The sequence below is a fragment of the Clavibacter sp. CT19 genome (assembly GCF_027858075.1).
Taxonomy (GTDB): Bacteria; Actinomycetota; Actinomycetes; order Actinomycetales; family Microbacteriaceae; genus Clavibacter; species Clavibacter tessellarius_A.
This window is the reverse complement of record NZ_JAQHYR010000001.1, coordinates 101,815-124,372: the sequence shown is the minus strand read 5'-3', so window position 1 is coordinate 124,372 and position 22,558 is coordinate 101,815. Positions and strand designations below refer to the sequence as shown.

Sequence of the window (22,558 nt, the reverse complement as noted above, 5' to 3'; positions counted from 1 at the left end):
GCCGGAAACCCCCGGAGGGGTTCGTTACCCGTTCGTTACAGGACGTCCGTCCCGCCGCTGAGCTTGAGCGCGTCCACCACGCTCTTGACCCGCTGCGCGTTCTCCTTCGTGGTGACGAGGAGCGCGTCCGGGGTGTCGACGACCACGATGTCGCGCACGCCGATGAGGCTGATCACGCGCTTGCTGTTCGCCACCACGATGCCGCTCGACGCGTCGGACAGGACGCGCGCGTCCTCGCCGAGGATCACGAGGTCGGACTTCCGCCCGTTCGAGTGCATCTTGGCCACGGACGCGAAGTCGCCGACGTCGTCCCAGGCGAAGCGGCCGGGGATCACGGCGAGGGCACCGCGCGCGGCCGCGGGCTCGGCGACCGCGTAGTCGATGGCGATCTTCTTGAGGTTGGGCCAGACGCGGTCGACGACGAGGCCGCGGTCGGCGGTATCCCACGCCTCGGCCAGCTCGAGCACGCCCTTCAGCAGCTCCGGCTCCGTGCGGCCGAGCTCCTCGAGCAGGCGGTCCGCGCGCGCGATGAACATGCCCGCGTTCCAGAGGTGCGTGCCGCCCTTCACGTAGCCGCGGGCGACCCCGATGCTGGGCTTCTCCACGAACGAGGCGACCTCGAGGGCGTGCGGCGCCTCCGCGATGCTGAGCGCCTTGCCCGTGTGGATGTAGCCGAACCCCGTGGCGGGCTCGGTGGGCGTGATGCCGATGGTGGTGATGTAGCCGGCGTCCGCCGCGATGACGGCCTCGCGCACGGTGTCGCGGAAGCGGTCGGGGTCGGCGATGACGTGGTCGGCGGCGAATGAGCCGATGATGACGCCCGGCTCCCGGCGCTCGAGGATGGCGGCGGCGAGCGCGATGGCCGCGGTGCTGTCCCGGCCCTCGCTCTCCAGCACGACGTTGAGGTCGGCGAGCTCGGGCAGCTGGGCCTCGACGGCGGCGCGGTGGGCGCGGCCGGTGACGACCATGATCCGGTCCTCGCCGGACAGCGGGGCGAGGCGCTCCCACGTGTCGCGGAGGAGCGTGCGGCCGGATCCGGTGAGGTCGTGCAGGAACTTCGGGGCGTCGGCGCGCGACAGGGGCCAGAGCCGGGAGCCCACTCCCCCAGCGGGGATGACGCTGTAGAAACGGGAGATCGCGCTCGTCTGCTCGGCCATGGGCCCACCCTAGTAGAGGGCCCGGAGCCCGCTGGATGCGCCGAGTTCACGCGCCGGCAAGGGCGCGTTCACGACGCCGCGGGGCCGTATTGGGCGCCGGTGCCTAGCGTCGGCGGCATGCGCGTAGCCGTCGTCAGCGAGAGCTTCCTCCCCACCGTCAACGGCGTCACCACGAGCGTCTGCCGTGTCCTCGAGCACCTGCGGGACCGCGGGCACGAGGTGCTCGTCATCGCCCCCGACGCCGGGGCGCCCGCGGAGTTCGCGGGCTTCCGGGTGCACGGCGTGCCCGCCATCGCCTACCGGCAGTTCCCCGTCGGGATCCCGAACCCCCAGGTGCTGCGCCTCCTGACGGACTTCGCGCCGGACGTGCTGCACGCGGCCTCCCCCCTCTTCCTGGGCGCGCAGGCCATCGCCGCGGCGACCCGCATCGACACCCCGTCGGTGGCCGTGTTCCAGACCGACGTCGCCGGCTACGCGCGGCGCAACGGCCTCGCCGCGACGGCGCCGTACGTGTGGCGGCTGGTGCGGTGGATCCACCAGGGCGCCGACCTGACGCTCGCGCCGTCGAGCGCCGCCGCCGCCGACCTCGCCGCCGCGGGCGTCGAGCGCGTCGCGCGCTGGGGCCGCGGCGTGGACCTCGACCGCTACCACCCGCGCAACCGGGCGATGGGGGACGCGGTCGCGCTCCGCCGCCGGGTCGCCCCGGACGGCGAGACCGTCGTCGGCTACGTGGGACGGATCGCCCCCGAGAAGCAGCTCGAACGCCTGCAGGCGCTCCGCGGGCTGCCCGGCGTCCGCTTCCTCATCGCGGGCGACGGCCCGAGCCAGGCCTCCGCCCGACGCGCCCTCGCGGGCATGCCCGTCACGTGGCTCGGGCGGGTGGGAGGACGCGAGCTCGCCGCCGCGTACGCCGCGATGGACGTGTTCGTGCACACGGGCACCGAGGAGACGTTCGGGCAGACGGTGCAGGAGGCGCACGCCTCCGGCCTCCCGGTCGTCGCCCCGCACGCGGGCGGGCCCATCGACCTCGTCGCCCACGGCACCGACGGGTTCCTCTTCGACCCGGCGTCCCCGAGGGACGCGGACCTGCGGCGGCTGGTCGCCGAGCTGACCGCCAGCGAGCCGATGCGCCTCCGCATGGGCGAGGCCGGCCGCCGCGCGGTCCTCGGCCGCTCGTGGGCCACCATCGGCGACGAGCTGATCGGCCACTACGGCCGCGCCGTCTCCGCGCGCCGGTCGTCGCTCGCCTCGGTGGATCCGACGGCGCCCGACGCCGTGCCCGTCGGCGCCTGACACCACCGCCCGGGCAGCGGGTCGCCCTCGCCGCTTAGGGTCCCCTAACGGGCGACCGCCCGGGACCGGCCGTAGACTCGTCAGGACGCGCAAAGACGGCGCGGAAGGGGCTCCGCCCACGGAGCACCAGCATCAGGGAGGGTCGTTCCGTGTCCATCAAGACGGCAGGAACCCGGGCACCGCAGAGCTCACGCGCACCGAAGGTCCCCGCCGGGACGCTGTACCGGGGCCGCGAGGGCATGTGGTCGTGGGTGCTGCACCGCATCACCGGCGTGTCCATCTTCTTCTTCCTCCTCGTGCACGTGCTCGACACGAGCCTCATCCGGGTCAGCCCCGAGGCGTACAACGCGGTCATCGGCACGTACAAGAACCCCGTCATGGGCATCGGCGAGGTCGCCCTCGTCGGCGCGATCGGGTTCCACGCGCTCAACGGGCTGCGGATCATCCTCATCGACTTCTGGCGCTTCGGCGCCAAGCACCAGCGCCTCATGTTCTACGTGGTCATCGGCCTGTGGGTCGTGCTCATGGCCGGCTTCGTGCCGCGCCACCTCATGAACGTGTTCAGCGAAGCGGGATGGATCTGATCATGAGCGACATCGCACAGCAGGTGAGCATCGAGCGTCCGCGCCAGCCGCGTCCGCGCCCCCAGGGCGGGATCAACTGGGAGAAGTGGGGCTGGATGTACATGCGCGCCTCAGGCGTCGTGCTCGTCGTGCTCATCTTCGGCCACCTCTACGTCAACCTCATCAACGGCGAGGGCATCAAGGCCATCGACTTCGCGTTCGTCGGCGGCAAGCTGTCGGACCCGTTCTGGAAGGTGTGGGACATCGCGCTGCTCTGGCTCGCGGTCATCCACGGCGCCAACGGCATGCGCACGCTCGTCAACGACTACGCCGCGTCGCCCCGCACCCGGACGATCCTCAAGGGCGCGCTCGTCGCGTCCACGGTGGTCCTCATCGTGCTCGGCACGCTCGTGGTCTTCACGTTCGACCCGTGCCCCGCCGGCCAGCCCGCGGACCTCCTGCCCTCCTTCTGCGGCGACATCTGATCCCCGCCGCCCATCCGCCTCGAGAAAGAGTCCTGTGACCACTGAGACCGCGACCCCCGGTTCCGAGCCCTCCACGAGCACCATCGTGGACGGCGTCCACTACCACCAGTTCGACATCGTGATCGTGGGTGCGGGCGGCGCCGGCATGCGCGCGGCGATCGAGGCGGGACCGCAGGCGAACACGGCCGTCATCTCGAAGCTCTACCCCACCCGCTCGCACACGGGCGCGGCGCAGGGCGGCATGGCCGCGGCGCTGGCGAACGTCGAGGAGGACAGCTGGGAGTGGCACACCTTCGACACCGTCAAGGGCGGCGACTACCTCGTCGACCAGGACGCGGCGGAGATCCTCGCCAAGGAGGCCATCGACGCGGTCATCGACCTCGAGAACATGGGCCTCCCCTTCAACCGCACGCCCGACGGCAAGATCGACCAGCGGCGCTTCGGCGGCCACACGGCCGACCACGGCAAGAGCCCGGTGCGCCGCTCCTGCTACGCGGCCGACCGCACGGGCCACATGATCCTGCAGACGCTGTACCAGAACTGCGTCAAGTTCGGCATCAACTTCTTCAACGAGTTCTACGTGCTCGACCTCGTCATGGCCGAGGTCGACGGCAAGGAGCAGCCCGCGGGCGTCGTGGCGCTCGAGCTCTCGACCGGCGAGATCCACGTCTTCCAGTCGAAGGCCGTCATCTTCGCCACGGGCGGCTTCGGCAAGATCTACAAGACCACCTCGAACGCGCACACCCTCACGGGCGACGGCGTCGGGATCATCTGGCGCAAGGGCCTGCCGCTCGAGGACATGGAGTTCTTCCAGTTCCACCCGACCGGCCTCGCGGGCCTCGGCATCCTCCTGTCGGAGGCGGCGCGCGGCGAGGGCGCGATCCTCCGCAACAGCGAGGGCGAGCGCTTCATGGAGCGCTACGCCCCCACCATCAAGGACCTCGCGCCCCGCGACATCGTCGCCCGGTGCATGGCCACGGAGATCCGCGAGGGGCGCGGCGCGGGCCCGAACAAGGACTACGTCTACCTCGACATCACGCACCTCGAGCCCGCCGTCATCGACGCGAAGCTCCCGGACATCACCGAGTTCGCGCGCACGTACCTGGGAGTCGAGCCCTACACGGAGCCCGTGCCCGTGCTCCCCACCGCGCACTACGCGATGGGCGGCATCCCCACGAACATCAAGGCCGAGGTCCTCTCGGACAACACGACCGTGGTGCCCGGCCTCTACGCGGCCGGCGAGTGCGCGTGCGTGTCGGTCCACGGATCCAACCGCCTCGGCACCAACTCGCTCCTCGACATCAACGTGTTCGGCAAGCGCGCGGGCAACTACGCGGCCGAGTACGTGAAGACGGTCGACTTCACGCCGCTGCCCGCCGACGCGGCCGACTTCGTGAAGGGCCTCGTCGAGGGCGCGCGGAACTCCAACGGCACCGAGCGCATCTCGACGCTCCGTCGCGAGCTGCAGGAGTCGATGGACCGCAACGCCCAGGTGTTCCGCACCGAGGACACGCTGATCGAGGTCACCAAGGTGATCGCCGACCTGCGCGAGCGGTACACGAACATCCAGGTGCAGGACAAGGGCCAGCGCTTCAACACCGACCTGCTCGAGGCCATCGAGCTCGGCTTCCTGCTCGACCTCGCGGAGGTCGTCGTGTACTCGGCGATGTACCGCAAGGAGAGCCGCGGCGGCCACTTCCGCGAGGACTTCCCCAAGCGGGACGACGAGAACTACATGGTCCACACCATGGCGTACCTCACCGGCGACGCGCACAGCACCGACGCCGGCGACCACATCAAGCTGAGCACCAAGCCCGTGGTCATCACGAACTACCAGCCGATGGAGCGGAAGTACTGACCCCTCGGGTCAGCGCCGCCGCACGTCACCGCACCACCTACGGAATAGGAACGCACCCGTGAGCACCGCAACCCTGGACGCACCCCCCGCCGGAGAGGCCTCGGCCATCCCCACCTTCACGGTGACCCTCATCATCCGCCGCTTCATCCCCGGCCAGGACGCGGAGCCGAGGTGGGAGGACTTCGACGTCGAGGTGTACCCGACCGATCGCGTCCTCGACGCGCTGCACAAGATCAAGTGGGAGCAGGACGGGTCGCTGACCTTCCGCCGCTCCTGCGCGCACGGCGTGTGCGGATCCGACGCGATGCGCATCAACGGGCGCAACCGTCTGGCCTGCAAGACGCTCATCAAGGACCTCGACATCGACCAGCCCATCTACGTGGAGGCCATCAAGGGCCTGCCGCTGGAGAAGGACCTCGTCGTCGACATGGAGCCGTTCTTCGAGTCGTTCCGCGACGTGCAGCCCTTCCTCATCTCCAACACGAAGCCGGAGAAGGGCAAGGAGCGGATCCAGTCCGCCGCCGAGCGCGCCCGCTTCGACGACACCACCAAGTGCATCCTGTGCGCCGCGTGCACGTCGTCGTGCCCCGTGTTCTGGACCGACGGCCAGTACTTCGGCCCGGCCGCCATCGTCAACGCGCACCGCTTCATCTTCGACTCGCGCGACGAGTCGAACGTGCGCCTCGACATCCTCAACGACAAGGAGGGCGTGTGGCGCTGCCGCACGACCTTCAACTGCTCCGAGGCGTGCCCGCGCGGCATCCAGGTGACGCAGGCGATCGCCGAGGTCAAGCAGGCGATCATGCGCGGCAAGGCGTAGCGCCGCCGCTCCCCCGCACGCGCACGGCCCCGCCGCTCCTCGGAGCGGCGGGGCCGTCGTCGTGTCCGGGTGCGCGTCGCCCGGGCCGCCGATCAGCGGTCGGCGAGGATCCGCTCGGCGGCGGCGCGCGCCTCCGTGGCCGTGCGCGTGGTGAGCACGGCCTCGGCGGCCGAGCGGGCGTCGTCGAGGGTGCGGCGGCCGAGCTCGAGGCGGACGTCCGCGAGGGCGGCCGGGGTCATCGAGAGGCTCGTCGCGCCGAGGCCCACGAGGACGACGGCGAGGAGCGGATCCGCCGCCGCCTCGCCGCAGATGCCGACGGGCGTGCCGGACGCCCGGCCCGCGTCGCCCAGCGCGCGTACGAGGCGGAGGACGGCCGGGTGCCACGGGTCCTGGTAGGACGCGACGGAGCCGAGCATCCGGTCGGCGGCCATCGTGTACTGCGTGAGGTCGTTGGTGCCGACGCTGACGAAGTCGGTGACCTCGACGACCTGGTCGGCGAGGAGCGCGAGCGACGGCACCTCGGCCATGACGCCGACGGTACGGAGGCCCAGCTCCCGGCCGAGGTCGACGAACCAGGCGGCCTCCTCGGCGTCGGCGACCATGGGCGCCATGACCCAGAGGTCGGCGTCGGTGGCGGCGTCCGCGGCGGCGAGGGCCGTGAGCTGGTCGCGGAGGATCTCGGGGGCGGCGCGCAGGGCGCGGAGGCCGCGGAGGCCGAGCGCGGGGTTCTCCTCGTGCGCGCCGGTGAGGAACGCGAGCGGCTTGTCGGCGCCGGCGTCGAGCGCGCGGACGACGACCTTGCGGCCGGGGAAGGCCGCGAGGAGGGCCGTGTACTGCACGGTCTGCTCCGCGACGGACGGCGCCTCGGCGGCGTCGAGGAACAGGAACTCGGTGCGGAAGAGGCCGACGCCCTCGGCGCCGAGCTCGACGGCGCGCGCCGCCTCGGCCGGGGATCCGAGGTTGGCGAGGAGCGGGACGGGCGTGCCGTCGGCCAGCGCGCCGTCGGTGAGGGGCGCGGCGAGGGCCTCCTCGCGGGCGCGGATCCGGTCGAGGGCGTCCTGGCGCAGGGCGGCGTCCGGGTGCGCGATCACGACGCCCGCGGCCGCGTCGACGACGACCTCGTCGCCCTCCGCGAGGTCGGCCGCTCCCCTCGCCCCGACGATGGCGGGGATGGAGCGGCTGCGGGCGAGGATCGCGGTGTGGCTGGTGGGGCCGCCGTCCGTGGTGACGAGGGCGAGCACGCGGTCGAGATCGAGGAGCGCGGTGTCGGCGGGCGCGAGGTCGCGCGCGACGAGCACGAAGGGCGCGTCGGCCGTGGGGATGCCGGGCGCGGGCACCCCGCGGAGCCGGGCGATGACGCGCTGGGCGACGTCCGCGAGGTCGGCCGCGCGCTCGGCCATGTAGCCGCCCATGCCCGTGAGGAGCTCCTGGAAGGTGGCGAACGCCTCGAACACGGCGCGCTCACCGGAGCGGCCCTGACCGACGAGGTGGCCGACCGAGTCGAGGAGCGCGGGGTCGCGCGCCATGAGCGACTGGGCGTCGAGCACGTCCTTCGCGTCGCCGCCGGCGCGGGCACCCCGCTCCGCGAGGTCGTCGGCCGTGGCGGCGAGCGCCTCCGAGACCCGGGCGACCTCGGCCGCGGCGTCGCCCGTGAAGGGATCCGTGGTGGGCTCGGGGAGCGGGTCGGGCATCCGCATCACGGACCCGACGGCCACTCCATGTCCGACTCCGATACCGGTGATGCGCACGGGGACTCCTCGCTCGGGTGCGGCCGCGCGCACGGACGCCGTGCGCGGGTGGGCTGTCCGGTGGGGCTGCCGGAACGGCCCGTCCACGCTATCAGGGGCCCGGCGGCCCGTATCCTCGGGGCATGACCGCCCCCGACGGCCGCGGACGGCCCGAGCGCCCCGCACCCGGCTCCCCCGCGACGGGGGCGACGCCGTCCGCCGACGGACCGGCCCCCACCGGCATCCCCGCACTGATCGCCCGGGTCATGGAGCTCAAGCCCGTGCGGGTGTTCCTCGCCTACGGGGCCGCGGGCGGGCCGATCCTCGCCGCCGGCATGTCGTACCAGGCGGTCTTCGCGGTGTTCGCGGCCCTCGCGGTCGGCTTCTCGGTCGCGGGATCCGTGCTGGCGGGCAACCCGGCGCTGCTCGAGTCGCTGCTCACGCTCATCCAGGGCGCGGTGCCCGGGTTGTTCGGCCCGGGCGGGGCGATCAAGGACCCGGAGGCGCTGCTCGCGTCCGATGCGGTGCGGACGACGGGGATCATCGGCTCCATCGGCCTACTGGTCACCGCGCTCGGCTGGCTGGCCTCGACGCGCGACTCCGTGCGCCGCATCTTCCAGCTGCCGCCGCCCACCACGTTCTTCCTGCTCCTCAAGGTGAAGGACCTGGGGCTCGCCCTGGTGTTCGCGCTCGCGATGCTGCTCTCGGCCGCCCTGTCGGTCGTGAGCACGGGCCTCCTGGGCTTCGTCTTCGGCCTCGTGCAGGTGCGCGAGGACTCGCTGCTCGCGATCGTCGTCGGCCGCACCGTGGGCCTCGCGCTCGTGCTCGCGCTCGACACGGCCGTGCTGGCGGGCGCCTACCGGATCCTCTCGGGCGTCCGGATCCCGCGACCGCAGCTCCTGCAGGGCGCGCTCCTCGGCGGCGTCGCCATGGGCGTCCTCAAGGTGCTCGGCACGGCGCTCCTCGGCGGGGCGAGCCGGAACCCGCTGCTCGCGTCGTTCGCGGTGATCATCGGCCTGCTGATCTGGTTCAACCTGATCTGCCAGGTCATCCTGATCTGCGCGTCGTGGATCGCCGTGGGCATGGCCGACAAGGGCATCGACGCGCGCGACCTCACGCCCGAGCAGCTGGAGGAGGAGCGGCTCGCGGAGCTCGACGCGGCCCGCCGGATCCTCGAGGAGGAGGAGCGCGAACGGGCCCGGGAGCGGTACGCCCGGTCGCGCGGGCTGCGACGGGTCCTGCTCCGGCTGCGCGGCGAGCACCGCCGTTAGGATCGAGACCATGCCCTCGAACCTCCGCGTCGCGTCCATCAACACGAACGGCATCCGGGCCGCGTTCCGCAAGGGCATGGGCGACTGGCTCGCCACGCGCGACGTCGACATCCTGGCCATCCAGGAGGTCCGCGCCGAGACGAGCGACATCGAGGGCCTCCTCGGCCCCGAGTGGAACGTGCTGCACGACGCCGCGACCGCCAAGGGCCGCGCGGGCGTCGCCATCGCGAGCCGCCGCCGCGCGGAGATCCACCGCGTCGCGATCGGCGAGGAGGACTTCGACAGCGCGGGCCGCTGGCTCGAGGCCGACTACGACGTGGACGGCACGATCGTCACGGTCGTGAGCGCCTACGTGCACTCCGGCGAGGTCGGCACCCCGAAGCAGGACGAGAAGTGGAGGTTCCTCGACGGGATGGAGCGGCGCCTGCCCGAGATCGCGCGGCACTCCGAGCTCGCCGTCGTCGTGGGCGACCTCAACGTCGGCCACCGCGAGCTCGACATCCGCAACTGGAAGGGCAACGTGAAGCGCGCCGGGTTCCTGCCGCGCGAGCGGGGCTACCTCGACCGGATCCTGGGGCCCGCCGGCGAGGAGGTCCAGGGCGTCGACGGATCCACCGGCCCCGGCCTCGGCTGGGTCGACGTGGGCCGCCAGCAGGCCGGCGAGGTCGACGGCCCCTACACGTGGTGGAGCTGGCGCGGCAAGGCGTTCGACAACGACACCGGCTGGCGCATCGACTACCAGCTCGCGACCCCGGCCCTCGCCGCGAAGGTCACCGGCTACGCGGTCGACCGCGCCGAGGCGTACGACCAGCGATGGTCGGACCACACGCCCGTCGTCGTCGACTACGCCATCTGATCCCCCTCCCCTCTCGCGCCGCATCCGGCGCCCCGAGCGCCTCGCGCTCCCCGAACGAAGGCATCGCCATGACCGCTCGTCCCGTCCTCTTCTCCGGCATGCAGCCGTCCGCCGACTCGCTGCAGATCGGCAACTACATCGGCGCGCTCCTCCAGTGGAAGGAGCTGCAGACCACGCACGACGCCGTGTTCTGCGTCGTCGACCTGCACGCCATCACCGTCCCGCAGGAGCCCGCGGCGCTCCGCGCGAGCACCCGGCGCACGGCGGCGCAGTACATCGCGGCGGGCATCGACCCGGCCGTCTCGACGCTCTTCGTGCAATCGCACGTGTCGGCGCACACCGAGCTGGCGTGGATCCTCAACACGCTCACCGGCTTCGGCGAGGCCAGCCGCATGACCCAGTTCAAGGACAAGTCGCAGAAGCAGGGCGCCGACGCGACGACCCTCGGCCTGTTCGCGTACCCGACGCTCATGGCGGCCGACATCCTGCTCTACGGCACCGAGGTCGTGCCCGTCGGCGACGACCAGAAGCAGCACGTGGAGCTCACCCGCGACCTCGCGAAGCGCTTCAACGGGCGGTTCGGCGACGTCTTCCGGATCCCGGAGCCCATGATCCAGAAGGACACGGCCCGCATCTACGACCTGCAGGATCCGACGTCGAAGATGAGCAAGTCGTCCGCCAGCGACGCGGGCGTGGTGTGGATGTTGGACGAGCCCGCGAAGACCGCCAAGAAGATCCGCTCGGCCGTCACCGACACGGGCCGCGAGATCCGCTTCGACCGCGGCGAGAAGCCCGGCGTCTCCAACCTGCTGACGATCCTGTCGGCGTTCGAGGGCACGGCCGTGGCGGCGCTCGAGGAGCGCTACGCGGGCCGCGGCTACGGCGACCTGAAGAAGGACGTGGCCGAGGTCGTCACGGGCGTCTTCGAGCCGATCCGCGCCCGGACGCTGGAGCTGCTGGACGACCCGGCGGAGCTCGACCGCGTGCTCGCCGGCAACGCGGCGCGCGCCGAGGAGCGGGCGGACGCGATGCTCAGCCGGGTCTACGACGCCGTCGGCCTGGTGCGGCGCGCCCGATGACCCTGCGGCTGGTCCTGCTCGACCTCGACGACACGCTGGTGGACCACCGCGGCGCCGTGGCGGACGGGATCGCCGCGCACCTCGCCGCGCGGGGGCTGCTGGACGCGTCCGACGCCGTCGCGGTCGACGAGGCGGTGGCGCTCTGGGTCGCGCTCGAGGAGGAGCACTACCACCGGTACCTCGCGGGTGAGCTCGACTACCAGGGCCAGCGGCGGGCGCGCGTGCGCGGGTTCCTCGCCGCGCGCGGATCAGCTGACGCCGACGCCCTCGCGGAGGACGACGCCGCGACGGACGCCTGGTTCGGCGGATACCTCGCCGGCTACGAGGCGTCGTGGCGGGCGCTCCCGGGCGCGCACGAGGCGCTCGACGAGATCGCGCGACGGCACCCGGGCGTGCGCTTCGGCGTCGTGACCAACGGCGAGCGCAGCCAGCAGGAGCCGAAGATCGCCGCGGCCGGGCTCACCGACCGCCTCTCCCCCGTCGTCTGCTCGGGCGACCTGGGCTTCACGAAGCCGGATCCGCGCATCTTCCTGCTCGCGTGCGAGGAGGCGGGCGTGGATCCGGCCGAGGTCGTCATGGTGGGCGACCGGCTCCGCACCGATGCGCTCGGCGCGGCCGACGCGGGCCTCGCGGGCGCCGTCTGGCTCGACCCCGACGCGGGCACGACGGATCCGGCGCGCGACCCCGCGGGCGACCCCGAGCGCGGCTGGCCCGACGTGTCGCCGGAGGACCAGGAGCGGGCGGAGCGCGCGGGCATCGTGCGCATCACCGCGCTCGGGCAGCTCGCCGACGCCGTGGACGCGCTGGCCGGCGCCTGACGCCCTCCCGCACCCGCGCCGCACAGCCGCTCCGCGACGCATCCCGTCATCGGCGGCGGTCCTCCCCGCCCCGTGGGCTAATCTCGAGGGATACACGTGCTCCGGGGTCGGTGGAAATCCGAGCCGGCGGTGACAGTCCGCGAACGGACGATGCGCGACCGGGTCCCCGGGAGCCTCGTCCGCCGATCCGGTGGGAATCCGGGACCGACGGTGAGAGTCCGGATGGGAGGCAGCACGCGGCGCCAGCGACACTGCCGGCGTCGAGGTCCGTCGACCGCGCCCGGAGTCCGTCCACGGACGAGGACACCATGCACGACGACCCGACGGCACCGCACGCCCAGGCGGTGCCGCACGCGCAGGCGGTGAGCGATCCCGCGCTCGCGCGCGCGATGCGCCGCGGCCTCGAGCTCGCCGCCGAGGGTCCCGCCTGGGGACCGAACCCGCGCGTCGGCTGCGTGATCCTCGACGCCCGCGGCCGCGTCATCGCCGAGGGACGCCACCGCGGCGCCGGATCCGCGCACGCCGAGGTCGACGCGCTCCGGCGGCTGCCCGCGGGCGGGGCGCGCGGGGCCACCGCGGTCGTCACGCTCGAGCCGTGCAACCACACCGGCCGCACCGGGCCGTGCGCCGCCGCCCTGATCGAGGCGGGCGTCGCGCGCGTGGCCTACGCGGTCGCCGACCCGGGCGCCGAGTCGTCCGGCGGCGCGGCTCGCCTGCGCGCCGCGGGCGTCGAGGTCGTACCCGGCGTGCTCGCCGAGGAGGCGACGGCGTTCCTGCGGGTGTGGCTCGGATCCGCCCGGCTCGGCCGCCCGTTCGTCACGGCGAAGTGGGCGTCCAGCCTCGACGGCCGCATCGCCGCCGCCGACGGCACGAGCCGCTGGATCACCGGACCCGCCGCCCGGGAGGACGTGCACCGCCGCCGCGCGGAGGCCGACGCGATCCTCGTGGGCACCGGCACCGTGCTCGCCGACGACCCGGCGCTCACCGCCCGACGGCCCGACGGGATCCCGTACCCGCACCAGCCCGCGCCCGTCGTGCTCGGCGACCGCGCGATCCCGGACCACGCGGCCGTGCACCGCCACCCGCGGCGGCTCATCCGCATCGCCGGACACGACCCCGCCGCGGCGATCGCGGAGATCGGCCGACGCGGGATCCGGCACGTGTTCGTGGAGGGCGGCCCCACGATCGTCTCCGCGCTCGTGTCCGCCGGGCTCGTGGACGAGGTGGTCGCCTACCTCGCGCCCGTCCTCCTCGGCGGCCCGCGCACCGCGACCGGCGACCTCGGCGTCGAGAGCATGCCGGCCGCCCACCGACTCACCCTCATCAGCACGACGCGGCTCGGGGACGACCTCCTCGTGATCGCGCGACCCACCACGGAAGGCCAGTGATGTTCACAGGGATCATCGAGGAGCGCGGACGCGTCCTCGCGCTCGACGCCGAGGGCGACTCCGCCCGGATCACGGTGGAGGCGCCGCTCACGGTGTCCGACGCCCGGCACGGCGACTCCATCAGCGTCGACGGCGTGTGCCTCACGGTCGTGGAGCAGACGGCGGAGGGCTTCACCGCCGACGTCATGCGGCAGACGCTCGTGATGAGCTCGCTCGGGCGCCTCGGCGTGGGCGACCGCGTGAACCTGGAGCGCGCCGCGCGCGTGGGCGACCGGCTCGGCGGCCACATCGTGCAGGGCCACGTCGACGGCACCGGGCGCCTCGTCGCGATCACGCCGGGCGAGGCATGGCGGATCCTCCGCTTCTCGCTGCCCGCCGAGCTCGCGCCGCTCGTGGTCGACCGCGGATCCATCACCGTGCAGGGCGTGAGCCTCACCGTGAGCGCGGTCAGCCCCACCGACACCCCGGACGCCGACGCCTGGTTCGAGGTGTCGCTCATCCCCGAGACGCTCACGGCCACGACGCTCGGCGCGCTGGAGGTGGGCGACGAGGTCAACCTGGAGACCGACGTGCTCGCGCGCCACGTGCAACGGATGCTCGCGCTGGGCGCGCGCGCCGCCGCCACCCCCGCCGCCACCGAGGGGGACCGCTCGTGAGCCTCGCCTCCATCCCCGCCGCGTTGCAGGAGCTGCGCGCCGGCCGTCCCGTGATCGTCGTCGACGACGAGGGCCGCGAGAACGAGGGCGACGTGCTGCTCGCCGCCGAGTCCGCCTCGCCCGAGTGGGTGGCCTGGCTCGTGAAGCACTCCTCGGGCTTCATCTGCGCGCCCATGACCAACGAGATCGCGGACCGGCTGGAGCTGCCGCTCATGGTGGCCGACAACCGGGATCCGCGCGGCACCGCGTACACGGTCTCGGTGGACGCGGCCGACCGGCTCTCCACGGGCATCAGCGCGTCCGACCGCGCCCACACCCTGCGCGTGCTGGCCGACCTCGACAGCGTGCCGACGAGCCTGCACCGGCCGGGGCACATCCTGCCGCTGCGGGCGGTGGACGGCGGCGTGCGCGAGCGCGACGGCCACACCGAGGCGGCGGTCGACCTGCTCACGCTCGCGGGCCTCACGCCCGTCGGCGCCATCAGCGAGATCGTGCAGGACGACGGCGAGATGATGCGCCTGCCGGGCCTCCTCGCCCTCGGCGAGCGCGAGGGCGTGCTGGTCGTCACGATCGAGGCGCTCGTCGCGCACCTGGAGGAGTTCCACTGCGACCGGCCGCTCGAGCCGGCCGTGGAGATCCCCGAGGCGTCGCGCGTGATCTTCGAGGTCGAGACCACGGTGCCCACGACGCACGGCACGTTCCGGCTGCGCGCCTACCGCGACCGCACCACGGGCGCCGACCACGTGGCGGTCGTCTCCGGCGACCCGACCGCGCACGGCACCCTCGTGCGCGTGCACTCGGAGTGCCTCACGGGCGAGGCCCTCGGATCCCTGAAGTGCGAGTGCGGCCCGCAGCTCGACGCGGCGCTCGACGAGATCGCCCGCACGGGCGGCATCGTCGTGTACCTGCGCGGGCACGAGGGGCGCGGCATCGGCCTCGTCAACAAGCTGCGCGCCTACCGGCTGCAGGAGGACGGCCTCGACACCCTCGACGCCAACGTGGCCCTCGGGCTCCCGGCGGACGCGCGCGACTACGGCGCGGCGTCGGCGATCCTGCAGGACATGGGGATTGAGGACGTGCGCCTGCTCACGAACAACCCCGAGAAGGTGCGGCAGCTGGAGGCGCACGGCGTCCGCGTGACCGAGCGCGTGCCGCTCGTGGTCGGCGTCAACGACGTGAACGCCGGCTACCTGGAGACCAAGCGCGACCGGATGGGGCACCGCATGGTGCTCGACACGGACATGCACATCGGCCCGGACGCCTACCCGGACGCCGAGGCGCCCGCCGGCCTGACCACCACCACGGCCGCACCGGCCGCGACCACCACCACCACTCCCGAGGAGGAGACCGCATGAGCGGACACGGAGCACCCGACATCGACCCCACCGCGCTCGACGGGACGGGCCTGGAGGTCACCGTCGTCGCCGGACGCTGGCACGAGGAGATCAGCGCGGGCCTCCTCGCGGGCACGCAGCGCGTGCTCGACGCGGCGGGCGTCACCACCACCGTGATCCGCGTGCCCGGCAGCTTCGAGCTGCCCGTGGTCGCGCGCGCGGCGCTCGATGCGGGGGCCGACGCGGTCGTCGCACTCGGCGTCATCATCCGCGGCGGCACCCCGCACTTCGAGTACGTCTCCGACGCGGCGACCTCCGGTCTCACGCAGGCCTCGCTCCTCACGGGCAAGCCGATCGGCTTCGGGCTGCTCACGCTCGACGACGAGCAGCAGGGCATCGACCGCGCCGGGCTCCCGGGTTCGAAGGAGGACAAGGGCGCCGAGGCGGCGGAGGCCGCGGTGACCACAGCGCTGCTGCTGAGGGGGATCCGCGGGGCGTGACCTGCCGTCCGCGCGGTTTTGATATCGAGAACGGGTATCAGTAGGGTCGGACGGAGCGCTCGCGGAACGTCCGACGGCGCCTGGACGGAGGCCCGGTGCATCCCGCCCTCGACGTCCGCTCGCTCTCGATCTCGATCGGGCGCACGCCGCTCGTGCACGACGTCGACCTCCGCGTCGGCGCGGGCGAGCGGGTGGCGCTCGTCGGCGCGTCCGGCTCGGGCAAGTCGCTCACGGCGCAGGCCGTGCTCGGGACGCTGCCCTCCGGATCCGCGGTCGACGGCGTCGTCGAGCTCGGCGGCCGTGCGATGCGGCCCGCGTCGCCGCGCCAGCGCCTCGGCCGCGTCGCCGCCGTGCAGCAGGACTCCCTCGCCGCGCTGAACCCGCTCGTCCCCGTCGGCGCGCAGCTCGTCGCGGCGCTGCGGGCGGCGCGGGCGCGCGGATCCGCCGCCGACGCCGGGCTCCTCACCCGCGCGGACGCCCGCCGCGAGGTCCTGGCCCTCCTCGACGAGGTGGGGCTGGAGGATCCCGCGGGGGCCCTCCCCGCCTTCGCCGCCGAGCTCTCGGGCGGCCAGCGCCAGCGCGTGTGCCTCGCCCTCGCGCTCTGCTGCGGGGCCGACCTCCTCCTCGCCGACGAGCCCACCACCGCGCTCGACGTGGTGACGCAGGCCCGGGTGGTCGACGTCATCCGCCGCCGCCTCGACGCGACCGGCCAGGCGCTCCTGTTCATCACGCACGACCTCGCCGTGGCGGCGGCGCTGTGCGACCGGGTGGTCGTGCTCGAGGCCGGGCGTGTGGTCGAGGCCGCGACGATGCGCGACCTCGTGCGGCGCCCGCGGCACGCCTACAGCCGCGCGCTCGTGGCGGCCGCCTCCCGACGGGCGCCCGCCGGTGCCGCTCCGCTCGGCGATGCGCGGGCGACGACCGAGCGCTCCGCGGTGGCAGCCCCGCTCGGCGCGGCGGCGGCGCTCGGCACGGCGGCGGCGCGATGACGGACGCGCTGACGGACGCGCTGACCGCCACCGGGATCACGCTGCGGTACCCGCCCCGGCGCGACCCCGCCGCGCGCCGGGCCGCGCGCGCCGCCCGGGCATCCGGCGGCGCCGCGCCCGCCCCCGCCCTCGACGACGTGTCGTTCCGCGTCGCGCCCGGCGAGACGGTCGGCGTGGTGGGCCGGTCCGGATCCGGCAAGTCGACGCTGCTGCGGGTCCTCCTCGCGCTCGAGACGCCCGCCGCGGGCCGCGTCGCCCTCGGCGACCGGCCGGTGCTGCCCGGCCGCGCATCCGCCCTCCGCTGGTACCGGCGGCGCGTGCAGGCCGTGCCGCAGGATCCGGGCGCGAGCCTCGAGCCGCGCATGACCGTGCGGCAGCTGATCCGCGAGCCGCTCCGCCGCCTCGACGTGGCCGGCGACCACGCCGCGATCGTCGCCCGCGCCCTCGACGACGTGGGCCTCTCGGCGTCGCTCGCCGGGCGGCGCCCCGCCGAGCTCTCCGGCGGGCAGGCCCAGCGCGTCGCGCTCGCGCGGGCCATCGCGACCTCTCCCGGGATCCTCCTCGCCGACGAGCCCGTGAGCGGCGTCGACCTGCCGCTGCGCGACCGCATCATCGAGCTGCTCGACGGCCTCGTGCGGGAGCGGGGCATCGGGCTGGTGCTCGTGTCGCACGACCTCGACGCGGTCGCCCGGCTGTGCGGCCGGAGCGTCGTGCTCGCGGGCGGGCGCATCGTGGAGGAGGGGCCGACCGCGCGCCTCCTCGCCGCCCCCGCGCATCCGGCCACGCGCGAGCTCGCCGACGCCGTCCCGCGGCTGCCGGGAGCGCTCACCGCATGACCGCGCCCCACCGCGTCGGCGCACCCCACGCCGCCGTGCTGCTCTCCAGCCAGCTCGTCTTCAACCTCGGCTTCTACGCCGTCGTCCCCTTCCTCGCCGTGGTGATGCGCGACGACCTGGGGCTCGGCGCCCTCGCGATCGGCCTCGTGCTCGGCGCCCGCACCTTCAGCCAGCAGGGCCTGTTCCTCCTCGGCGGGATGCTCGCCGACCGCTTCGGCCCGCGGACGCTCATCGCCGCGGGCTGCGTCGTGCGCGTCTCCGGCTACCTCGGGCTCGCGCTCGCGGCGGACCTGCCGGGCTTCCTCGCCGGCGCGATCCTCACCGGGTTCGGCGGCGCCTTCTTCAGCCCGGCGCTGCAGAGCCTCGTCGCGGCCGCCGACGTGCGCGGGCGCGACCGCCGATCCGCCGGACGGCCGTCGCTGTTCGCGGCGCTCGTGCTGGTGGGCGAGGTCGGCGCGGCCGTGGGACCGCTCGCGGGCGCCGCGCTCCTCGGGTTCGGCTTCTCGACCACGGTGCTCGTGGGAGCGGGCCTGTTCGCGGCGGTGGGGGTGGCGCTCTGGTGCGTGATCCCGACGGAGGCGGCGCGGCCGGCGGGCACGGCCGACCGGTCGACGGGATCCGCCCCGGTCGCCGGCACCGGGCCGCACGCCGCCCCCGCTCCGCGCCCCGACCGCTGGGCGGCCGTGCGCGACCGCCGCTTCCTCGCGTTCTCCGCGCTCTTCGCGGTGGACCTCGTCGCCTACAACCAGCTCTACCTCGGCCTGCCGCTCGAGCTCGCGCGGGCGGGCGCCGGCACCGCGGCGGTCGGATCCGCCTTCCTGGCCGTCTCGCTCCTCACCATCACGCTGCAGTGGCCCGTCGCGCTCCTCGCGAAGCGGCTCGGGCCCGGCCGTGCCCTCGCGCTCGGCTTCGGCACCACCGCGACCGGGTTCGCGGCGCTCGCCCTCGGATCGCTCGTGCCGCCGCCCGCCGGGGCCGAGCTGCTGCCCGCCGCCGCGCTCGTCGTGTGCCTCACGCTCGGGCACATGACCGCGGGACCGGTGACCATGGAGCTCGTCCCGTCGTTCGCGGCGGGCCGCCCCACCGCGTCCTTCTACGGCCTGCTCGCGAGCTGCGGCGGCGTCGCCGTGCTCGTGGCCGGCGGCGTGGTCGGATCCCTGCTCGACGTCGCGCCCGCGGCGGCCTGGGGGATCCTCGCGGCGCTGCCCGTCGTGGCCGCGATCGGCCTGCCGCGGCTCCTGCCGGCGGGCGCGCCGGTGGCCTCGCGCGGCGCCACGGCCGCGGCCGCCCCGGCGAACCCCGTCGCGTCCGCCACGGCACCGGCGACCCCCGCCTCCCCCGCCTCGCCCGACGTCGCCCCCGGGCCCGAGCGCCCCCTTCCGCCGACCATCCCGCACCACCCCGCCGATGCACAGCGCATCCCCGCCGAAGGACCCCATGCCCGCTAGCCGCCCCCGCTCCATCCGCTCCGCCCGCTCCCGCCGCCGCGCCCGCTCCGTCGGCCTCCTCGCGCTCGCCGCCGCCTCGACGCTCGCCCTCAGCGGCTGCTTCGCCGCGAGCCCCGGGTCCTCCGCCGACGGATCCGCGGGCGGCGACGGCCGCATCCGCCTCGCGATGCTGCAGCCGCCGCGCTCGGGCCTCACCCCCCTCAGCGACGACGCCTTCAAGCTGTCGCGCTGGAGCACGGCCGAGACGCTCGTGACCCTCGACGACCTCGGCGAGGCCCAGCCGCAGCTCGCCACCGCGTGGACGCGCGTCGACGACCGCACCTGGACCTTCGCCATCCGCCCCGACGTGCCCTTCCACGACGGCACGACCCTGACGGCCGCGCAGGCCGCGGCCTCCCTCACGGCCGCGGCGAAGGCGAGCCCGAAGCCGCGAATCCTCGACGGCGTCGACCTCACCGCGACCGCGGACGGCGACCGGCTCGTCGTCCGCACCGCGACCGCCGACCCGCTCCTGCCGCAGCGCCTCTCCAGCCCGCAGCTGGCGATCCTCGCGGCCTCCGCGTATGCGGCCGACGGGACCGTCTCGCCCGTCGGCACCGGCACGGGCCCGTTCCGGCTCACCGCGGTCGACGGCACCTCGTCGGCCACGCTCGACCGGTTCGACGACTACTGGGGCGGCCGCGCGGCGGCGCCCGGCATCGACGTGCGCTTCGTGCCCGACGGCACCGCGCGCGCCGCCGCCCTCCGCACGGGCACCGCCGACGTGGTCGAGGCGATCCCGGTCGGCCAGGCCGCGCAGGTGGATCCCGCGCTCATCCACGAGGTCCCCATGCCGCGCACGAACACCCTGTACCTGAACACCAAGACGGGCCCGTTCCAGGATCCGGCCGTGCGGGCCGCCGCCGAGGCCGCCGTCGACCGCGCCGCCCTCGTCTCGAGCGTCTACGAGGGCCGCGCCGACGAGGCTTCCGGGCTCCTCGGCCCGGCGCTCCCGTGGGCCGCCGACCTCCGTGACGGCGCCTCCTACCGCGACGCCCTCGCGGGCCGCGCGACCCCCGCGAAGGTCGACGGCGTGCCCATCACCCTCGGCACGTTCACCGATCGGGCCGAGCTCCCCGAGGTCGCCGTGCAGCTCGAGCAGCAGCTCGAGGCGGCCGGCTTCCGGGTGACGCAGGACGTGCGCGAGTACCAGTACATCGAGGCCGACGCGCTGGCCGGGAAGTTCGACGCCTTCATCCTGTCGCGCGCCACCGTGCTCGACTCGGGCGACCCCGCGGCGTACCTCTACAGCGACTTCGCGTGCGCCGGCTCGTTCAACATCTCGCAGGAGTGCGACCCCGCGGTCGACCAGGCGCTCACGGCCGCGTCCGCGCTGCCGGCGGGCGCCGACCGCCGGGCCGCGATCATGCGCGTCGAGGCGCTCGTGCTCGCCGACGACGCCGCCGTGCCGCTGCTGCACGAGCGCGTGATCCAGGGCGAGGCCGCCGGGGTGACGGGCGCGGTCCGCGATCCCCGCGAGCGTGCGCTCATCACCGCCGACACGCGCGTCGACGGCTGATGGGCGCGGCGCGCGAGCGGATCGTCGTCGGGGCGTCCCGGGTCGTCGCCGTCGGCGGCGTCGTGGCGCTCGTCGGCGCGCTGCCGTGGCTCTCCGGGCGCTCGCCGGAGTACACGGTCCTCCGCGCGCGCTACGCCGACCTCGAGGCCACCCCGGAGGCCCTCGCGTCGATCCGCGCCGAGCTCGGGCTCGACCGCGGGCCGCTCCGGGTCTCGCTCGACTGGCTCGCGGGCGTCGCGCGCGGCGACCTCGGCACGTCGTGGATCTCCGGCCGCCCGGTCCTGCCCGGCACCCTCGACGCGCTCGGCGTCTCCCTCACGCTCATGGCGTTCGCGATCGCCGTGGTGCTCGGGATCGCGGCGCTCGTGTGCGCGCCCGCGCTCCTCGCCGCGACGCGCGGCCGCCGCGCCCGCGGATCCGGGGCCGTGGCCGCCGCCCTCACCGCGCTGCCCGAGTTCCTCCTCGCGACCGCGCTGCTCGTGGTCGTGGCCGTGTGGCTGCGCGCCGCGCCGCCCTCCGGCTGGGACGGTCCGGCGAACGCGGTGCTCCCGGCGCTCGCCCTCGGGATCCCCGGCGGCGGGCTCGTCGGGCGGCTCGTCGCCGACGCGATCCAGGCCGCGTCCGCCGAGCGCTGGGTCGCCACGTGGGCCATGGCGGGCATCTCCCCCGCGCGCACGACCCTCGCGGTGCTGCGCCGCGCGCTCCCGTCGGTGCTCGGCCAGGTCGGGCTCGTGCTCGTGGGCCTCACCGGCGGGGCCGTCGCGGTCGAGCAGGTGTTCGCGATCCCCGGCATCGGCCGCGCGACCCTCGGCGCCGCGAGCAGCCAGGACGTGCCGGCGCTCCAGGCCGGCGTGCTCGCGCTCCTCGTGGTCGCCGTCGCGGCGGGCGTCCTCGCGGGCCTCCTCCGGCGCGCGCTCCTCGGCCCCGCGCTCCGGCTCGGCTCCCTGCCCGTCCCCGACGCACGCGTCCCCGCCCGTCGGCGCGACGCCGTGGTCCCGGCCGTCGCCGCGGCGCTCCTCGCGCTCGTCGTGGTCGCGGGCCTCGCGCGGGATCCGTACGCCACCGCGTCCGGCCGCCTCGCGCCGCCGTCCTGGGCGCTGCCGTTCGGCGCCGACGCGAGCGGCCGCGACCTCCTCGGCCGCGTCGGCCACGGCGCGATCACGACGCTCGGCACCGCGCTCCTCGTGGTGATCGCGTGCTGCGCGATCGGCCTCCTGCTCGGGCTGCTGCCGCATGCGGCGACGGGCCCCGTCGAGGTCGCGAACGCCGCGCCGCCGATCCTCGCCGGCATCGTCGTCACGGCGATCCAGGGGCCGTCGACCTGGGGCGCCGCCGTCGCCGTCGCGGCCGTGAGCTGGGCGCCGCTCGCCGCGCACGCCGGCGCGCTCATGACGGAGGCGCGGGCGCAGCCGCACGTGCGGATCCTGCCGCTGCTCGGGGTGGGACGCGCGCGGATCCTCCTCGGCCACCTCCTCCCCGCGGTCGTCGGCCCGGTCGTGCGGAACGCGATGCTGCGCCTGCCCGGCATCGCCCTGACGCTCGCCGCGCTCGGCTTCCTCGGCCTCGGCGCCGACCGGCCGACGCCCGAGTGGGGCCTCATCCTCAGCGAGGGCAGCGCCTACGCCGAGCGCGCCCCGTGGGCGGTCGGCGCGCCCGCCCTCGCCCTGGTGCTCGCCTCGGTGCTCGCGGTGTCGCTCTCGGCGCACGACCTGTCGGGGCTCGTGCGGCGGCGGCGCGGATCCGCGGCGGACGCGCGCCCGGCCGACGCCGCCCCGGCCGAGGGTCCCGCGCACAGGATCTCCTCAGGGGCGTAAACTCAGCACCGCCATCACGAGTGGCCCCCTCGACTCCGCCGCACCCGGCGCCCGCGCCCGACCGGCGCGCCCGCCCCCTCCGCGCGCCCCCGCCGCTCACGCCGCATC

20 protein-coding genes and 1 riboswitch are annotated in these 22,558 nt (G+C 74.9%); of the genes, 18 read left to right on the top strand and 2 right to left on the bottom strand.

The features are described 5' to 3' along the window. Positions 1-35: 35 nt before the first annotated feature. Complete coding sequence (locus tag PED38_RS00530; RefSeq protein ID WP_063071673.1) at positions 36-1,157, bottom strand: mannose-1-phosphate guanylyltransferase; 1,122 nt, start codon at positions 1,155-1,157, stop codon at positions 36-38. 117 nt (positions 1,158-1,274) lie between these two features. Here PED38_RS00530 and PED38_RS00525 point away from each other — a divergent pair, with 117 nt between their 5' ends. From PED38_RS00525 to PED38_RS00505, 5 genes are all read left to right on the top strand, one after another. Next, entirely contained in the window at positions 1,275-2,450 is a 1,176-nt protein-coding gene (locus PED38_RS00525) for a glycosyltransferase family 4 protein (RefSeq protein ID WP_270979092.1), read from the top strand. A 149-nt stretch (positions 2,451-2,599) separates the two neighbouring features. Continuing rightward, on the top strand, positions 2,600-3,034 hold the full coding sequence (gene sdhC / locus PED38_RS00520; RefSeq protein ID WP_081235003.1) for a succinate dehydrogenase, cytochrome b556 subunit: 435 nt from the start codon (positions 2,600-2,602) through the stop codon (positions 3,032-3,034). Positions 3,035-3,036: 2 nt separating this feature from the next. Next, positions 3,037-3,498 carry a succinate dehydrogenase hydrophobic membrane anchor subunit gene (locus PED38_RS00515; RefSeq protein ID WP_063071672.1) on the top strand — a complete coding sequence of 154 codons (462 nt, stop codon included), beginning with the start codon at positions 3,037-3,039 and terminating at the stop codon, positions 3,496-3,498. 34 nt (positions 3,499-3,532) lie between these two features. After that, positions 3,533-5,356: a succinate dehydrogenase flavoprotein subunit gene (sdhA, locus tag PED38_RS00510; RefSeq protein ID WP_270979089.1), complete on the top strand. Its 1,824-nt coding sequence runs from the start codon at positions 3,533-3,535 to the stop codon at positions 5,354-5,356. A gap of 58 nt (positions 5,357-5,414) precedes the next feature. Then, on the top strand, positions 5,415-6,176 hold the full coding sequence (locus tag PED38_RS00505) for a succinate dehydrogenase iron-sulfur subunit (RefSeq protein WP_063071670.1): 762 nt from the start codon (positions 5,415-5,417) through the stop codon (positions 6,174-6,176). 92 nt (positions 6,177-6,268) lie between these two features. Here PED38_RS00505 and ptsP read toward each other — a convergent pair whose 3' ends face one another. Further along, complete coding sequence (ptsP, locus tag PED38_RS00500) at positions 6,269-7,924, bottom strand: phosphoenolpyruvate--protein phosphotransferase (protein ID WP_270979086.1); 1,656 nt, start codon at positions 7,922-7,924, stop codon at positions 6,269-6,271. Positions 7,925-8,046: 122 nt separating this feature from the next. On the opposite strand from ptsP, the gene PED38_RS00495 reads away from it, so the two are divergent. The 13 genes from PED38_RS00495 to PED38_RS00435 all read left to right on the top strand — a co-directional run bounded on the left by PED38_RS00495 (position 8,047) and on the right by PED38_RS00435 (position 22,450). Beyond that, positions 8,047-9,174, top strand: coding sequence for a YihY/virulence factor BrkB family protein (locus PED38_RS00495; RefSeq protein ID WP_063071669.1), 1,128 nt, complete (start codon positions 8,047-8,049; stop codon positions 9,172-9,174). A gap of 10 nt (positions 9,175-9,184) precedes the next feature. Then, the gene (locus PED38_RS00490) at positions 9,185-10,030 is read left to right on the top strand and encodes an exodeoxyribonuclease III (RefSeq protein ID WP_063071668.1); all 846 of its coding nucleotides are present in this window, start codon (positions 9,185-9,187) and stop codon (positions 10,028-10,030) included. 68 nt (positions 10,031-10,098) lie between these two features. Further along, on the top strand, positions 10,099-11,109 hold the full coding sequence (gene trpS, locus PED38_RS00485) for a tryptophan--tRNA ligase (RefSeq protein WP_270979083.1): 1,011 nt from the start codon (positions 10,099-10,101) through the stop codon (positions 11,107-11,109). Further along, positions 11,106-11,927, top strand: coding sequence for an HAD family hydrolase (locus PED38_RS00480; RefSeq protein WP_270979081.1), 822 nt, complete (start codon positions 11,106-11,108; stop codon positions 11,925-11,927). Before trpS ends, PED38_RS00480 begins: the two co-directional genes overlap by 4 nt. A 94-nt stretch (positions 11,928-12,021) precedes the next feature. Then, positions 12,022-12,165, top strand: a riboswitch (FMN riboswitch). A 70-nt stretch (positions 12,166-12,235) separates the two neighbouring features. Then, complete coding sequence (gene ribD, locus PED38_RS00475) at positions 12,236-13,315, top strand: bifunctional diaminohydroxyphosphoribosylaminopyrimidine deaminase/5-amino-6-(5-phosphoribosylamino)uracil reductase RibD (protein WP_270979079.1); 1,080 nt, start codon at positions 12,236-12,238, stop codon at positions 13,313-13,315. Beyond that, positions 13,315-13,971, top strand: coding sequence for a riboflavin synthase (locus PED38_RS00470; protein WP_270979078.1), 657 nt, complete (start codon positions 13,315-13,317; stop codon positions 13,969-13,971). The genes ribD and PED38_RS00470 overlap by 1 nt, the downstream gene beginning before the upstream one ends. After that, positions 13,968-15,326 carry a GTP cyclohydrolase II gene (ribA, locus tag PED38_RS00465; protein ID WP_270979077.1) on the top strand — a complete coding sequence of 453 codons (1,359 nt, stop codon included), beginning with the start codon at positions 13,968-13,970 and terminating at the stop codon, positions 15,324-15,326. The genes PED38_RS00470 and ribA overlap by 4 nt, the downstream gene beginning before the upstream one ends. Further along, the gene (ribH, locus tag PED38_RS00460; RefSeq protein WP_270979075.1) at positions 15,323-15,805 is read left to right on the top strand and encodes a 6,7-dimethyl-8-ribityllumazine synthase; all 483 of its coding nucleotides are present in this window, start codon (positions 15,323-15,325) and stop codon (positions 15,803-15,805) included. The genes ribA and ribH overlap by 4 nt, the downstream gene beginning before the upstream one ends. A 95-nt stretch (positions 15,806-15,900) precedes the next feature. Further along, a complete protein-coding gene (locus PED38_RS00455) occupies positions 15,901-16,794 on the top strand; it encodes an ATP-binding cassette domain-containing protein (RefSeq protein WP_270979073.1) in 894 nt (297 codons plus the stop codon). Continuing rightward, positions 16,791-17,630, top strand: a complete 840-nt coding sequence (locus PED38_RS00450) for an ABC transporter ATP-binding protein (RefSeq protein WP_270979071.1) — start codon at positions 16,791-16,793, stop codon at positions 17,628-17,630. The genes PED38_RS00455 and PED38_RS00450 overlap by 4 nt, the downstream gene beginning before the upstream one ends. Next, the gene (locus PED38_RS00445) at positions 17,627-19,078 is read left to right on the top strand and encodes an MFS transporter (RefSeq protein WP_270979070.1); all 1,452 of its coding nucleotides are present in this window, start codon (positions 17,627-17,629) and stop codon (positions 19,076-19,078) included. The genes PED38_RS00450 and PED38_RS00445 overlap by 4 nt, the downstream gene beginning before the upstream one ends. Then, positions 19,068-20,636: an ABC transporter substrate-binding protein gene (locus PED38_RS00440; RefSeq protein ID WP_063072065.1), complete on the top strand. Its 1,569-nt coding sequence runs from the start codon at positions 19,068-19,070 to the stop codon at positions 20,634-20,636. The genes PED38_RS00445 and PED38_RS00440 overlap by 11 nt, the downstream gene beginning before the upstream one ends. Next, positions 20,636-22,450 carry an ABC transporter permease subunit gene (locus tag PED38_RS00435; RefSeq protein WP_270979069.1) on the top strand — a complete coding sequence of 605 codons (1,815 nt, stop codon included), beginning with the start codon at positions 20,636-20,638 and terminating at the stop codon, positions 22,448-22,450. The genes PED38_RS00440 and PED38_RS00435 overlap by 1 nt, the downstream gene beginning before the upstream one ends. Positions 22,451-22,558 lie beyond the last annotated feature (108 nt).

Coding starts and splice junctions, on each gene's coding strand:
- PED38_RS00530 (WP_063071673.1), bottom strand. CDS start 1,157: ATGGCCGAGCAGACGAGCGCGATCTCCCGTTTCTACAGCGTCATCCCC.
- PED38_RS00525 (WP_270979092.1), top strand. CDS start 1,275: ATGCGCGTAGCCGTCGTCAGCGAGAGCTTCCTCCCCACCGTCAACGGC.
- PED38_RS00515 (WP_063071672.1), top strand. CDS start 3,037: ATGAGCGACATCGCACAGCAGGTGAGCATCGAGCGTCCGCGCCAGCCG.
- PED38_RS00495 (WP_063071669.1), top strand. CDS start 8,047: ATGACCGCCCCCGACGGCCGCGGACGGCCCGAGCGCCCCGCACCCGGC.
- PED38_RS00490 (WP_063071668.1), top strand. CDS start 9,185: ATGCCCTCGAACCTCCGCGTCGCGTCCATCAACACGAACGGCATCCGG.
- trpS (WP_270979083.1), top strand. CDS start 10,099: ATGACCGCTCGTCCCGTCCTCTTCTCCGGCATGCAGCCGTCCGCCGAC.
- PED38_RS00480 (WP_270979081.1), top strand. CDS start 11,106: ATGACCCTGCGGCTGGTCCTGCTCGACCTCGACGACACGCTGGTGGAC.
- ribD (WP_270979079.1), top strand. CDS start 12,236: ATGCACGACGACCCGACGGCACCGCACGCCCAGGCGGTGCCGCACGCG.
- PED38_RS00470 (WP_270979078.1), top strand. CDS start 13,315: ATGTTCACAGGGATCATCGAGGAGCGCGGACGCGTCCTCGCGCTCGAC.
- ribH (WP_270979075.1), top strand. CDS start 15,323: ATGAGCGGACACGGAGCACCCGACATCGACCCCACCGCGCTCGACGGG.
- PED38_RS00450 (WP_270979071.1), top strand. CDS start 16,791: ATGACGGACGCGCTGACGGACGCGCTGACCGCCACCGGGATCACGCTG.
- PED38_RS00445 (WP_270979070.1), top strand. CDS start 17,627: ATGACCGCGCCCCACCGCGTCGGCGCACCCCACGCCGCCGTGCTGCTC.
- PED38_RS00440 (WP_063072065.1), top strand. CDS start 19,068: ATGCCCGCTAGCCGCCCCCGCTCCATCCGCTCCGCCCGCTCCCGCCGC.
- PED38_RS00435 (WP_270979069.1), top strand. CDS start 20,636: ATGGGCGCGGCGCGCGAGCGGATCGTCGTCGGGGCGTCCCGGGTCGTC.